The organism is Candidatus Pelagibacter bacterium nBUS_49 (assembly GCF_051200925.1).
Taxonomy (GTDB): domain Bacteria; phylum Pseudomonadota; class Alphaproteobacteria; order Pelagibacterales; family Pelagibacteraceae; genus Pelagibacter.
In genome coordinates, this window is sequence record NZ_CP172837.1 from 562,761 (window position 1) to 576,062 (window position 13,302).

Sequence of the window (13,302 nt, forward strand, 5' to 3'; positions counted from 1 at the left end):
TCTAATTTAATTCAAAAATTGCATCAACTTCTACAGACACACCCAATGGTAGACTATTAGAGCTTACTGCGGCACGCGTATGCATACCCGCTTCACCAAAGATTGAAGCAACTATATCTGAAGCACCATTTATTACTTTTGGTTGTTCTGTAAAATCTTCTGTTGAATTGACAAATCCAGTAAGTTTAATGCAAGACTTAACTTTTGAAAGGTCTCCTTCACAAGCATTTTTAACTTGAGATATAATACTTATTCCACATCTTTCAGCAGCTTTATAAGCTTCATCTGTGGTTAAGTCTTTACCAACCTTACCCTTAATTAACTCTCCATTAGAATTCATTGATACCTGTCCTGATACATAAAGCAAATTTCCTACTATTTTAGTTGCAACATAATTGCCAACGGGAGCTTTAGCTTCAGGCAATTCAATTTTTAGCTCTTTAATTTTATCTTCAAAACTCATAATTTATTTTTCCTTTTTTATTTTGTTTTTAGCTTTATTGACAAGCTCCTTGGTACCTTGTTTTAGATTTTCAGTCTTTTTTATTGCACCTTCTTTTATTTTGTTGGTTTTATTGATAGTTGCGTTTTTAATTTTATCTGCGTTACATTTTATATATTCTTTCGAAAATTTTTTAAAATCTAAACATTTAGTTTCATTTGAAAAGGCAAAGTTAGTAGCAAATAATATTAAACCAAATGTAATTAAAATTTTGTTCATTTTTTTTTCTTTTTCTTACTTTTTTTATTCTTATCGTATTCCTTTCTTTTCTCAATAAGGATTAAAGCCTCTTCCATGGTTAATTCTGTCGGATCTTTCTCTTCAGGAATTGTTGCGTTTAATGACTTATATTTAATATATGGCCCATATTGACCTTTCATTACTCTCACAGGTTTTTTATCCTCTGGATGTTCTCCTAAATCTTTGATTATAGATGAAGACATTCTTCCTGGTTTTGCTTCTGCTATTAAAGTAATTGCTCTATTAAGGCCAATTGAAAATATTTCCTCGATATTTTCTATTCTTGCAGATTTGTTTTCACATTTTAGATATGGACCAAATCTTCCAGTATTTAGAGTAATTTCTTTTTGATTTTCTGGGTTTAACCCTAAAGATTTAGGTAAAGAACATAAAAATTGAGCTTTTTCTAAATCAATACTTTCTAACTCTAAGCCTTTTGGTATTGAAACATTTTTTAAAAGTTCGTTTACATCAGCTTTAAGTTTTTTTGTTTTCTTTTTTTTCTTTGTAATTTTTTCTTCAGTTTTTTCTTCAGGAATTATTTCATATTGAAGATAGGGGCCAAATCTCCCATTTTTTAAAAATATATCATTTCCATTTTCATGCTTACCTATGAATTTTGGTTCTGCTAATTGAGATTGTGCTGCTGCTTTTGCTTTAGATAAGGGTCTCGTAAATTTACATTCAGGGTAATTTGAACAACCAATAAAGGCACCACCTCTAAAGCTATTTTTTAAACTAAGTGAACCTGTATCACATAATTGACATTTTCTAACAACTTTACCATCTTTATCTTTGTCAAAAATTAATGTTCCTAGACTTTCATTTAATAAATCTAAAACTTCTCTTGTTCTTTTTTCTTTTACTTCTGAAACGTTATTGTTAAAATCTTTCCAAAACATTTCTAAAACTTTTATCCAACTTTCTTTTCCAGTCGTTATCTCATCTAATTGGTCCTCTAATCCAGCTGTAAAATTATAATCGACATATTTAGAAAATAGTTTTTCTAAAAAAGCAGATATTAATTTTCCACGATCTGTAGGAAAAAATCTTTTGTTAAGTATTTCTGCATACCCACGGTTTGCAATTGTAGATATGATACTTGCATAAGTTGATGGTCTGCCAATACCAAGTTCTTCTAATTTTTTAACCAAGCTTGCTTCAGAATATCTTGGAGGAGGTTGAGTAAAATGTTGTTCGTCAATAAGGGACTCAATATTAATTGGTCCTTTTGACATTTCAGGTAAGATAGCTTCATCCTCATCCTTGCTTGGACTTGGGAATACTTTCAAGAAACCATCAAATTTTAATACAGATCCACTAGATTTACATATTGTTCCACCATCTTCTGTAGTTATTGTTATTGTGTTTCTATCAAATTTCGCAGTCTCCATTTGAGATGATAAAGCTCGACCCCAAATTAAGTTGTATAATTTTTGTTGATCTGTACTCAAATATTTTTTAACAGTATCTGGTGATCTACTTATATCTGTTGGCCTTATAGCTTCATGAGCTTCTTGAGCATTTTTTGCTTTCTTTCCTGAATAATTTAGAGGTTTTTCAGGTAAATATTCATTCCCATATTGATCTTTAATAAAATCTCGAAAATCTGAAACTGCATCAGCTGAGAGATTTGTCCCATCAGTTCTCATATAGGTAATTAATCCTATTGTTTCCCCATCTATTTCAATACCTTGATATAATCTTTGGGCAATTTGCATTGTCCTAGAAGCACCAAAGCCTAATCTGCTTGAAGCTACTTGTTGCAAAGTTGATGTTGTAAATGGACCAGATGGGTTTCTGCTAACGATTTTTGATGAAATATCACTTATGTTGAATTTCTTATCTTTAATATTTGCTATAGCATCATTAATTTCATTTTTATTTTTAAAGGTAAATTTTTCTATTTTTTTTCCATCTAGTTGAGAAATACTTGAGGTAATTAAGTTTTTTTTTTCATCTTGAAAATTAATACTTAAAGTCCAAAACTCTTCTGGATCGAAAGACTCTATCTCATGTTCCCTTTCAGTTATAAGTTTTAAAGCCACAGATTGTACCCTCCCAGCAGATTTTGATCCTGGAAGTTTCGTCCAAAGAATAGGGGATATATTAAAACCAACTAGGTAATCTAGGGCTCTTCTAGCCATATAAGCATCAACAAGTAACGGTTCAATTTGTCTAGGATTATCTATACCGTGTGTTACTGCCTTTTTGGTAATTTCATTAAAAACAACTCTTTCAACTTGTTTATCTTTTAAAAGTTTTTTTTCATTTAAATACTCTTTTACGTGCCATGCTATTGCTTCACCTTCACGATCTGGGTCAGTTGCTAAAATAATTTTACTTGAATCTTTAGCAGCATCAGTAATTTCTTTTAAATATTTTTTAGAAAAGCTATCAACTTCCCATTCCATTTTAAAATTTTGTTCTGGGTCAACAGAACCATTCTTTGATGGTAAATCTCTAATATGTCCATAGCTAGCTAAAACAGTATAATTATCACCTAAGTATTTGTTAATTGTTTTAGCTTTTGCAGGACTTTCAACTATGACTAAATTCATAATTTAACAAACTACTCAAAAGTCTTTGATAGTCAAATTAATAAATTTTAGTCTTACTTTCTTCTTTATTTTTCAACCGTTTAATATTTTCTCTGTGGGTGAAGAAGATTAAAACAAACATTATGCTAAAAAAAATAGCTGTACTTATTTGGTCTGTTATGAGGATATAAATGGGTATTGATATAGAGCCGATAATAGATGAGAGTGAAGAGTATCTAAACATTAAAAATATAATACCCCAACTTGCTGCAAAAATAATTCCTAGTAAAAAGTTTATAGAAAATAAAATTCCAACATAAGTAGCAACGCCCTTGCCACCTTTAAATTTAAGCCAAACAGGAAATACATGTCCCAAAAAAGCACATAAAGAGGCTATATATATTAGGTCAGGGTAGTTAATTTTAACAAAAATAACTGGAATTATAGCTTTAGCTATATCTAGTACCAATGTCGAATAACCTATAAGTTTATTACCTGTTCTTAAGGCGTTTGTTGCTCCTATATTTCCTGAACCAATGTCTCTAATATCCTTGTTCAAAAATACTTTAGTCAAGATCAAACCAAATGGAATAGAGCCCATTAAATAAGAGGCAATACCAACAATTAAATAATCCATTCTTATATTTTAAATAATTCTTTACCTTTTACAAAGGTATTAGTTACTTTACCTTGAAGTCTCTTATCCTCAATTGAAGTATTCTTAGATTTTGAAACTAAATTTTCTTTTTTTACAATCCAAGGTTTGTCTAAATCTACAATGCAAAAATCTGCATCATTACCTATTGATAGATTTCCTTTATTAATCCTCAAAATCTTTGCTGGATTAGAAGTTAATGATTGAATAATAGTATCAAGTTTTACTGATCCATTATGATATAGCTCTAATGATAAAGATAATAATGTTTCTATACCCGAAGCACCTGTTGCAGCTTGTGAAAAAGTTAATCGTTTAGACTCTTCATCCTCAGGCTTATGATCAGAAACAATTACATCGATTGTTTTATCTTTTAATCCTTGTACCAACGCTTCTCTATCTTCTTCTTTTCTTAAAGGTGGAGACAATTTTAAAAATGTTTTGAAATCACCAATATCATTTTCATTGAGGGACAAATTGTTTATGGATACACCACAAGTGAATTTAATATCATTTTTTCTTTCCTTAATGACATCAACGGATTTTGAGGATGAGAGTTGAGATATGTGATATCGACATTTATTTTTTTCAAGAAGCGTTAAGTCTCTTTCTATAATTATTCTCTCAGCAATATCAGGTATTCCCGATAAACCTAGTTTAGTTGCAATGATACCAGAATTTATCATTCCATTTTTAGACAGATGATAGTCTTCTGCATGTTGCATTATTAAACAATCTAGATCTTTAGCTGAATTCATTATTTTGGACATTAAGCTTGTATTTTGAATAGTCTTAACTCCATCTGTAAAAGCAATTATTCCTTTTTTGGCCAATAAACCAAATTCAGTCATATTAGTACCTTCGATATTTTGTGTCAAAGATGCACAAGGAAAAATATTAATTTTAGATTTATCTCTTCCTCTCCTTTTTAAGAAATCTACAATTGAAACGTTATCTATGATTGGATCTGTATTAGGCATTGTAACAACAGATGTTACTCCTCCAGATAGTGCAGCATTACTTAATGTTCTAAAATTCTCCTTATATTCATAACCCGGCTCACCTACAAAAACTCTCATATCTAAAAGTCCTGGAAAGATATATTTTCCTTTTAAATCTATTGGTTTTTCTCTTGTAGGTAAATTATTGGAATTTACTTTTTTACCAATTGCTTCAATTTTACCATCTTCTGAAATAATTAGACCTCCATTTTCATTTAATGAATTAAATGGATCAATGATATTTGCATTTATAAAATATTGTTTTTTCATTTATTCACAAAATATTTTTAAACAAGCCATTCTAACAGCTACTCCAAGTTCAACTTGTTCCTTTATTACACTTTTATTAATATCATCAGCCAGTCTTGTGTCGATCTCAATTCCTCTATTCATTGGGCCAGGATGCATAATAATAGCATCAGTCTTTGCATGATCTAGTTTATCAGGTGTTAACCCGTAGTATTCATAGTACTCTCTATTTGAAGAAAGAAACGAACTTGTCATTCTTTCATTTTGAAGTCTTAGCATCATTACAATATCACAATCTTTAAGTCCTTTTTTCATATCAGTAAAAGTATTGACGCCAAATTTTTCAATTTCTTTTGGCATTAAATTTGTTGGAGCAACAATATTTACTTCTGCACCAAGCATTGTTAGTAAATAAATATTAGATCTAGCAACTCTTGAATGGAGAATGTCTCCACAAATTGCAATTTTTAATCCTTGAATTTTTTTCTTTCTATTAATTATTGTTAATGCATCTAATAAAGCCTGGGTAGGGTGTTCTCTTCTACCATCACCAGCATTTAGTACAGCGCAATTAACTTTCTGAGATAATAAATTACAAGCACCTGAATCTTGATGCCTAATTACAATTATATCAGGGTGCATTGCATTTAAAGTCATTGCAGTATCAATTAAAGTTTCACCTTTTTTAATAGCAGAGTTTCCCATATTCATAGACATAACGTCTGCCCCTAAACGTTTACCCGCTAATTCAAATGAACTTTGTGTTCTTGTCGAAGGTTCAAAAAATAGGTTAATTTGCGTTTTTCCATTTAGAACATCTAATCGTTTATTTTTACTTTGGTTAAGCTCAATAAATGATTGAGATTCATTTAAAATCAAATTTACGTCATTGATTGATAAATCTTGGATACCTAACAAATGTTTTTGAGAAATTTTAATAGCTTTTTTGGATTTAGATGCCATTAAAATTAACTCTATAACTATAAAGCAATGTCTTGGCAAGTATTAATTATTTAAAAAATCTATTGCTCCTTGAAGTATAAACGCAGCTGCATTTTGATCTATATTTTTTTCTCTTTTACTTACATTAATATCAAGTTGGCTAGATAAATTAAAAGCCCCAACTGTTGAAAGTCTCTCATCCCAAAGGCACACATCTACATCAATAGCCTTATCGATATTAGTTGAAACATCGTTAACAGATTGCGCTGATCTACCTGAAGAACCATCCATATTAAGAGGATTTCCAATAATAATACCTTTAATACTGTATTCGCTAATTATCTCTTGTAATTGTGAAATCAATTCATTTGTATTTGTTTTGTCAATTGTTTTAAAAGGTGTAGCAATTGATTGTTTTTCATCACAAATAGATACACCAATTCTTTTTGAACCAAGATCTAACCCAATTAATCTAGAGGGATCAGACTGCTTTTTTTTTAAATCTTCAATGGTGATCATATTGTATATTTTTAACTTAAGTGATAGTTTGCGACATATTTAAATACCATATGAGCATTGATCTTAAAACAATAAAACATATATCTAAACTATCAAGAATTTCAGTTGATGAAGAAAAAGCTAAAAAACTTGCTGGTGATTTAAACTCTATTTTCAATTTTATCGAAAAATTAAATGAATTAAATACTGACAATGTTGAGCCACTTACATCTGTAGCAGAAACAACTTTAAAATTTAGATCTGATGAAGTTAAAAATCAAAATATAAGAGAACAGATCATAAAAAATTCACCTGAAGACAATGAGGATTTTTTTGTAGTTCCAAAGGTTGTTGAATAATGTCAGATATAACTTATCAAACATTATCTTCATTAGTTAAAAATATTAAAGAAAAGAAACTATCTTCTGAAGAAGTAACCAAAGCTTTTGTAGATCGTTCTGAAAAATCAAAAGAATTAAATGCTTATATTACAGAAGATTTTTCAAATGCTATTGATAAAGCCAGAAAATTTGACGAAAAACCAAATCTTGATTTAAAACTTCCAGGAATACCAATGGCTGTCAAAGATCTTTTTTGTACTAAGGATATAAGAACGACAGCTGGTAGTAAAATTCTTGAAAATTTTGTTCCCACATATGAGTTAACTGTTACTAAAAACATTTGGATTGAAGGAGGTATTATACTCGGTAAATTAAATTGTGATGAGTTTGCAATGGGATCTTCTAACGAAACTAGCTTTTATGGAAATGTTCAAAACCCAATTGATAAAGGATTAGTTCCAGGTGGATCTTCCGGTGGTTCAGCTGCTGCAGTTAGTGGTCAATTAACACCTATTACAATAGGAACTGATACCGGGGGATCAATTAGACAACCTGCTTCATTTACTGGCACGGTAGGTTTAAAACCAACTTATGGAAGTTGTTCAAGATATGGAATAGTTGCTTTTGCATCATCTCTAGATCAAGCAGGTCCTATGTCTCAAAATGTTGAAGATTGTGCTTTATTACAGGAGGTGATTAGTACATATGATAACAAAGACTCTACATCAATTGATTTTAAAAGGTCCCAATATAGCAAAGATTTAACAAAAGATATTAAAGGAAAAAAAATAGGAATACCCAAAGAGTATAGAGTAGAAGGTATGCCTACAGAAATTGAAGACTTATGGAAAAAAGGAATTGAATACGCAAAAGATTGTGGTGCTGAAATAATTGATATTTCATTACCTAACACAAGTTATGCTTTACCCACTTATTATATTGTGGCACCAGCAGAAGCTTCTTCAAATTTAGCTAGATATGATGGTGTTAAGTATGGTTTTAGAGCAAAAGGGGAGAACTTAATTGATATGTATGAAAAAACAAGATCAGAAGGTTTTGGGGCTGAAGTTCAGCGAAGAATAATGATTGGTACTTACGTACTATCATCAGGGTATTACGATGCTTATTATTTGAAAGCACAAAAAGTTAGAAAGTTGATTAAAAATGATTTCGATGAAGCGTATAAAAAAGTTGATGCAATTTTAACACCCTCAACTCCAAGTTCAGCATTTAAAATAGGTGAAAAGAAAAATGATCCAGTTTCAATGTATTTAAATGATATTTTTACTGTACCTGTAAATTTAGCAGGTTTACCCGCTATATCTATACCAGCAGGGCATGATGCAGCTGGATATCCTTTAGGATTACAAATTATTGGAAAGGCATTTCAAGAACAAGAAATCTTAAACTTAGCTTACGCAATGGAAGATAAGATTAATTTTAAAAATAAAATTACTGATTGGTGGATTAAATAGTGACTAAAGAAAATTCAGAATATTTGATTGAAAGATATGACAATGTTTATGAGGTTGTTATTGGTCTTGAAGTACATGCGCAAGTAACATCTAATTCAAAATTATTTTCATCTTCTTCAACAAAATTTGGTGCAGAACCTAACACTCAAGTGAGTTTGGTTGATGCTGCTTTTCCTGGAATGTTGCCTGTAATTAATGAATACTGTGTGAAACAAGCAATAAAAACAGGTATTGGTTTAAAAGCACAAATTAATAAGAGATCAGTTTTTGATAGAAAAAATTATTTTTATGCTGATCTTCCTCAGGGATATCAAATTTCTCAATTTAAATATCCAATAGTAGGTGAGGGAAAAGTTATTCTTGATATGCCTAATGGACAAAAAGAAGTTGGTATTGAAAGACTACACTTAGAGCAAGATGCTGGAAAAAGTATTCATGATATGGATCCACAAAATACTTTAGTAGATTTAAATAGATCAGGTGTTGCTTTAATGGAAATAGTTAGCAAACCTGATTTAAGAACACCAGATGAGGTAAGCGCTTATATTAAAAAACTAAGATCTATAATGAGATATTTAGGTACTTGTGATGGTAATATGCAGGAAGGTTCATTAAGAGCCGATGTAAACGTTTCTGTAAGATTAAAAGACAGTAAAGAACTAGGTACTCGTTGCGAAATTAAAAATGTTAACTCTATAAAATTTATGCAAATGGCAATTGATTATGAGGCTAATCGACAAGTTGATTTAATAGAAGAAGGTAAATCAATTGATCAAGAAACAAGATTATTTGATACTAAAAAAAATGAAACAAGATCAATGAGATCTAAAGAAGATGCTCATGATTATAGATATTTTCCAGATCCAGATTTATTACCATTAGAAGTCACTGATGAATTTATTGAGCAATTAAAATCTGATATTCCTGAATTACCAGATGATAAAAAGAAAAGATTTATAGATGAGTTTAAAGTATCTGCTTATGAGGCTACAATTTTGGTATCAGATATTGAAACTGCAAAATATTTTGAAGAAGTTGTTGCAAAAATGGGCAAGAACCGTGATATGAAATTAGCGGTGAACTGGATTACAGGTGAATTATTTGCAGTTTTAAATAATAAAAATTTAGAAATATTGGAAAGCCCTATAAGTGCAAAAAATTTAGCTAAGTTAATTAATCTGATTAAAAATGGCACAATCTCTGGAAAAATAGCTAAAACAATATTTGAATTAATGATGAAAGGAGACAAAGATCCCCAAGTAATTGTTGAAGAAAAAGGTTTAAAACAAGAAAGTGATCCTAAGGCCTTAGAAGCTTTAATTGACAAGATAATTAATGATAATCGTGAAAAAGCTATTGAATATAAGAATGGTAAAGAAAAACTTTTTGGTTTTTTTGTGGGTCAAGCAATGAAAGTTTCTGGTGGAAAGGCTAATCCTCAATTGATCAATGAGATATTAAAGAAAAAACTTTAATAGATGGGTGCAAACCTAGAAATAACAGAAAAATTACAAAATTATATCAATGATTTTGGCTTAACATTAAATCCAGTTCAGCAAGAAATAATTGATTATAACAATACATTAGGTGACATTAAAAGGATGCAAGTTGATCCATCACAATGTTATTTTCTTCATTTAATTATAAAAATCTCGAACATTAAAAATGTACTTGAAATTGGAACTTTTACTGGTCTTAGTGCACTTTCAATTTTATTAGCTTTACCAAATGATGGTAAACTTATAGCGCTGGATAAGAATGAAGAAACTAATAAGGTTGCTTTAAATTTTTTCAAAAAAGCAAATCAAGATCACAAGATTGAAACGAAAATAAAACCTGCTCTTGAAAGTTTAAATGAATTAAAAAATAATAAATTTGATATGGTTTTTATTGATGCAGATAAAATGAATTATAAAGAATATTATGAAAGATCTTTAAAGCTAGTAGACAAAGGTGGATTGATAATCATCGACAATGTTTTGTGGCATGGTGAAGTTGTCGATAAAGATAATCTAGATAAATATACCATTAATATAAGGGAATTTAATTCATATGTTTCAAATGACAAAAGAGTAGAACAAATTATAGTACCATTGGGTGATGGTATGACTGTTTGTAGAATATTATAATGTTTGAAGTTTTAGGTTTCTATAAATTTAAAAATATTAGATCTTTAAAAAAAAAAAAGTTTTACTTCAAGATTTTTTAATTGAAAAAAAAATTAGAGGCACTATTATTATTGCAAACGAAGGTTTAAACGGAACAATTTCTGGTGATAACAAAAATATAAAAAGTGCTATTAATAAACTAAAAAAAATATTTTCTTTCAAAGAATTTGATAACAGCAATAAATCTAAATCTAGTTTTCAACCATTCCACAAACCAAAAGTAAAAATTAAAAAAGAAGTTGTTCCTATGAACTTAACTTTAAATGCTAAAGAAAGAAATTTAGACACACATTTAGATCCAAAAGAATGGAATAAATTAATCCAAAAAAAAGATACACATATAATAGATACAAGAAAACCTTTTGAGTTTGATGTTGGGACGTTCAAAAAGTCAGTTAATCCTGACATTGATAATTTTAGGGACTTTCCTAAATATCTAAAGAAGCTTAAAAAAGACAAACCTGTCGCTATGTTTTGTACTGGGGGAATTAGATGCGAAAAAACTTCTGTTTATTTGAAAAAGAAAGGATTTAAAAATGTTTACCAATTGAATGGTGGTATTTTAAATTATCTTAAAAAAATTAAGGAAAAAGATAGTTTGTGGAAAGGTGAATGTTTTGTTTTTGATAATAGAATCAGTCTTAAACATGAGTTAAAAGTTGGAAGTTACTTTATGTGTAGTGGTTGTAGAAAGCCAATTTCACCAAAAGATAAAAAATCTAAAAAATATGAAGAGGGTGTTTCTTGCCCAAATTGTCACGATAATTTAACTGATACTCAAAAAGCCAGATTTAGAATGAGACAGAAACAAATAAATCTTGCTAAAAAGAGTGGTTCAAAGCATATATTTCAGAAAGAATTTAAATAGAAAACATATTGTCTAAACAAATAAATTTAACAAAAGACCCTATTTGGGATCTTCTTAGAAAAGTAACGATACCTGCAAGCGTAGGTTCTTTGTTTCAGACTTTCTATAATTTAGTTGATACTTGGTTTGCAGGTAGAATTTCAGCAGAAGCTATAGGTGCAATAGCCAAATCATTTCCGATATATTTTGTAATTATTGCAGTTGGTGTAGGAATAGGTGCTGCAACAAATGCATGTATTGGTAATTTATTAGGAGAAAAGAAATTTAATAAAGCATCACTATTTATTGCTCAATCAGTTATTTTTGCAATATTAACATCCGTCATAGTCACATTATTTGGATTAAATGTTTCTAATTATCTTTTAGGTGTAATGGGTTCTGATGTTTCAAGCATTGCCTTAACAAGAGAATATTTAGATATAATTTTCTACGGTACTTTTATTGTGATGATACAAATTTCTTTAAATGGTGCTCTTAATGCTCAAGGTGATACAAAAAGTTATAGAAATGTATTAATCTTTAGTTTTTTCTTAAATATTTTTTTAAATCCATTATTTATTTGGGGTTACGGGTTTATTCCTGCTTTTGGTATAGGTGGACTTGCTATTGCAACAGTAATTTCTCAATCTATTGGAACATTTTATTTAGCTTATAAAATTAACTCATGTAAATTAAGAAAATATTTATACATACAGTGTTTTATTCCTAAATTAGATATGTTGAGAGAATTATTTTCTCAAGCACTCCCTATAATGTTTAGTATGCTTTTTATAGGAGTTGGCATATTTAATATTTTATACTTTATTGGACAATTTGGAGAAATGGCTACCGCTGGTTATGGTTCTGCTTTAAGGGTTGAGCAGGTTTTTTTATTACCTGTTATTGGTTTAAATACCGCTGTACTATCAATAGGGGGACAAAATTTTGGTGCAAAGAAGTTTAATCGTATAAGAGAATTATATACAAAGGCTCTTTTATTTGGCTCTTCATTTATGATTGGAGCAGGAATAATATTATTTTTTGGTGCAGAATTTTTTGTATCTCAATTTACTGATAATACTGAAGCAATCAAACATGGAGCGCTTTATCTTAAAGTTGCAGCTTTAATTGGTCCTATTTATCCAGTATTTTTTATCACTACAGCAGTATTCCAAGCACTTAAAAAACCAATTTATAGCCTATATTTGAGCATACTTAGGTTAACTGCATTTCCATTTATATCTTTATGGTATGTGATTAATATTAGAGGTGGTGATTATAATGATATATTTTACACAATAATGGCAACTAATTGGATTATGGGTATTGCCCTAATAATTTTCATTGGGTATTTTTTAAATAATGTATTTAAGCAAAAGAAAAGCCATTTTAGTTATTAGTATTTCCATATTAGTATTTTTTTTTACTTATACAGATATTAAATCTCAAGATATTAAGATAACAGATGGAGATACCATCAAAGTAAATGGTGAGAAAATAAGATTTAGTGGCATAGATACTCCAGAATTAAAACAAACCTGTATTAAACAAGGAGTTAAAAAACCATGTGGATTAACAGCCAAACAAATTCTTATAGATAAGATTGCTGATAATAATGTTAACTGCGTTAATGAAGGTAAAGATCAATACAGAAGAACATTAGCTGAGTGTTTTGTAAATAATGAGAGTTTATCAAGTTTTTTAGTAAGAAGTGGTTATGCTTTTGCTTATAGAAGATATTCTAAAAAATTCATACTTGATGAAAATTATGCTAAATTTAATAAACTCGGTATGTGGTCAATGGAATTTGATTATCCATGGGATTGGCGAAAAAAAAATTAATA

13 protein-coding genes and 1 pseudogene are annotated in these 13,302 nt (G+C 29.5%); 7 read left to right on the forward strand and 7 right to left on the reverse strand.

Annotated elements, in window-relative coordinates:
- Position 1: 1 nt before the first annotated feature.
- The 7 genes from ACIJYF_RS03090 to ruvX are packed head-to-tail and all read right to left on the reverse strand — an operon-like array spanning position 2 to position 6,648.
- Entirely contained in the window at positions 2-463 is a 462-nt protein-coding gene (locus ACIJYF_RS03090; protein ID WP_435117658.1) for a RidA family protein, read from the reverse strand.
- A 3-nt stretch (positions 464-466) separates the two neighbouring features.
- Positions 467-721 (reverse strand): hypothetical protein, encoded by a 255-nt coding sequence (locus tag ACIJYF_RS03095; protein ID WP_435117659.1) that lies wholly within the window; start codon positions 719-721, stop codon positions 467-469.
- Entirely contained in the window at positions 718-3,303 is a 2,586-nt protein-coding gene (gene topA / locus ACIJYF_RS03100; RefSeq protein WP_435117661.1) for a type I DNA topoisomerase, read from the reverse strand. The genes ACIJYF_RS03095 and topA overlap by 4 nt, the downstream gene beginning before the upstream one ends.
- Positions 3,304-3,340: 37 nt before the next feature.
- Entirely contained in the window at positions 3,341-3,919 is a 579-nt protein-coding gene (plsY, locus tag ACIJYF_RS03105) for a glycerol-3-phosphate 1-O-acyltransferase PlsY (protein ID WP_435117663.1), read from the reverse strand.
- A 2-nt stretch (positions 3,920-3,921) separates the two neighbouring features.
- Positions 3,922-5,208 carry a dihydroorotase gene (gene pyrC / locus ACIJYF_RS03110; RefSeq protein WP_435117665.1) on the reverse strand — a complete coding sequence of 429 codons (1,287 nt, stop codon included), beginning with the start codon at positions 5,206-5,208 and terminating at the stop codon, positions 3,922-3,924.
- Positions 5,209-6,150, reverse strand: coding sequence for an aspartate carbamoyltransferase catalytic subunit (locus tag ACIJYF_RS03115; protein ID WP_435117667.1), 942 nt, complete (start codon positions 6,148-6,150; stop codon positions 5,209-5,211).
- Positions 6,151-6,192: 42 nt separating this feature from the next.
- Positions 6,193-6,648: a Holliday junction resolvase RuvX gene (gene ruvX, locus ACIJYF_RS03120; protein WP_435117669.1), complete on the reverse strand. Its 456-nt coding sequence runs from the start codon at positions 6,646-6,648 to the stop codon at positions 6,193-6,195.
- Positions 6,649-6,698: 50 nt separating this feature from the next.
- Between ruvX and gatC the strand changes: the two genes are divergently transcribed.
- The 7 genes and pseudogenes from gatC (at position 6,699) to ACIJYF_RS03155 (ending at position 13,300) form a co-directional block, all read left to right on the forward strand.
- Positions 6,699-6,986, forward strand: coding sequence for an Asp-tRNA(Asn)/Glu-tRNA(Gln) amidotransferase subunit GatC (gatC, locus tag ACIJYF_RS03125; RefSeq protein WP_435117671.1), 288 nt, complete (start codon positions 6,699-6,701; stop codon positions 6,984-6,986).
- The gene (gene gatA / locus ACIJYF_RS03130; protein WP_435117673.1) at positions 6,986-8,443 is read left to right on the forward strand and encodes an Asp-tRNA(Asn)/Glu-tRNA(Gln) amidotransferase subunit GatA; all 1,458 of its coding nucleotides are present in this window, start codon (positions 6,986-6,988) and stop codon (positions 8,441-8,443) included. Before gatC ends, gatA begins: the two co-directional genes overlap by 1 nt.
- Positions 8,443-9,918: an Asp-tRNA(Asn)/Glu-tRNA(Gln) amidotransferase subunit GatB gene (gene gatB, locus ACIJYF_RS03135; RefSeq protein WP_435117675.1), complete on the forward strand. Its 1,476-nt coding sequence runs from the start codon at positions 8,443-8,445 to the stop codon at positions 9,916-9,918. The genes gatA and gatB overlap by 1 nt, the downstream gene beginning before the upstream one ends.
- Before the next feature lie 3 nt (positions 9,919-9,921).
- Entirely contained in the window at positions 9,922-10,572 is a 651-nt protein-coding gene (locus tag ACIJYF_RS03140) for an O-methyltransferase (RefSeq protein WP_435117677.1), read from the forward strand.
- Positions 10,572-11,479 (forward strand): annotated as a pseudogene (locus ACIJYF_RS03145) (rhodanese-related sulfurtransferase). Before ACIJYF_RS03140 ends, ACIJYF_RS03145 begins: the two are co-directional and overlap by 1 nt.
- Positions 11,480-11,487: 8 nt before the next feature.
- The gene (locus tag ACIJYF_RS03150; protein ID WP_435117679.1) at positions 11,488-12,858 is read left to right on the forward strand and encodes an MATE family efflux transporter; all 1,371 of its coding nucleotides are present in this window, start codon (positions 11,488-11,490) and stop codon (positions 12,856-12,858) included.
- Positions 12,821-13,300 carry a thermonuclease family protein gene (locus ACIJYF_RS03155; RefSeq protein WP_435117681.1) on the forward strand — a complete coding sequence of 160 codons (480 nt, stop codon included), beginning with the start codon at positions 12,821-12,823 and terminating at the stop codon, positions 13,298-13,300. Before ACIJYF_RS03150 ends, ACIJYF_RS03155 begins: the two co-directional genes overlap by 38 nt.
- Positions 13,301-13,302 lie beyond the last annotated feature (2 nt).

Excerpts from the sequence above, each read along its gene's own strand:
- pyrC (WP_435117665.1), bottom strand. The coding sequence starts at position 5,208 with ATGAAAAAACAATATTTTATAAATGCAAATATCATTGATCCATTTAAT.
- ruvX (WP_435117669.1), bottom strand. The coding sequence starts at position 6,648 with ATGATCACCATTGAAGATTTAAAAAAAAAGCAGTCTGATCCCTCTAGA.
- gatA (WP_435117673.1), top strand. The coding sequence starts at position 6,986 with ATGTCAGATATAACTTATCAAACATTATCTTCATTAGTTAAAAATATT.
- ACIJYF_RS03155 (WP_435117681.1), top strand. The coding sequence starts at position 12,821 with ATGTATTTAAGCAAAAGAAAAGCCATTTTAGTTATTAGTATTTCCATA.
- ACIJYF_RS03115 (WP_435117667.1), bottom strand. The coding sequence starts at position 6,150 with ATGGCATCTAAATCCAAAAAAGCTATTAAAATTTCTCAAAAACATTTG.
- ACIJYF_RS03090 (WP_435117658.1), bottom strand. The coding sequence starts at position 463 with ATGAGTTTTGAAGATAAAATTAAAGAGCTAAAAATTGAATTGCCTGAA.
- plsY (WP_435117663.1), bottom strand. The coding sequence starts at position 3,919 with ATGGATTATTTAATTGTTGGTATTGCCTCTTATTTAATGGGCTCTATT.
- topA (WP_435117661.1), bottom strand. The coding sequence starts at position 3,303 with ATGAATTTAGTCATAGTTGAAAGTCCTGCAAAAGCTAAAACAATTAAC.
- gatC (WP_435117671.1), top strand. The coding sequence starts at position 6,699 with ATGAGCATTGATCTTAAAACAATAAAACATATATCTAAACTATCAAGA.
- ACIJYF_RS03140 (WP_435117677.1), top strand. The coding sequence starts at position 9,922 with ATGGGTGCAAACCTAGAAATAACAGAAAAATTACAAAATTATATCAAT.
- ACIJYF_RS03095 (WP_435117659.1), bottom strand. The coding sequence starts at position 721 with ATGAACAAAATTTTAATTACATTTGGTTTAATATTATTTGCTACTAAC.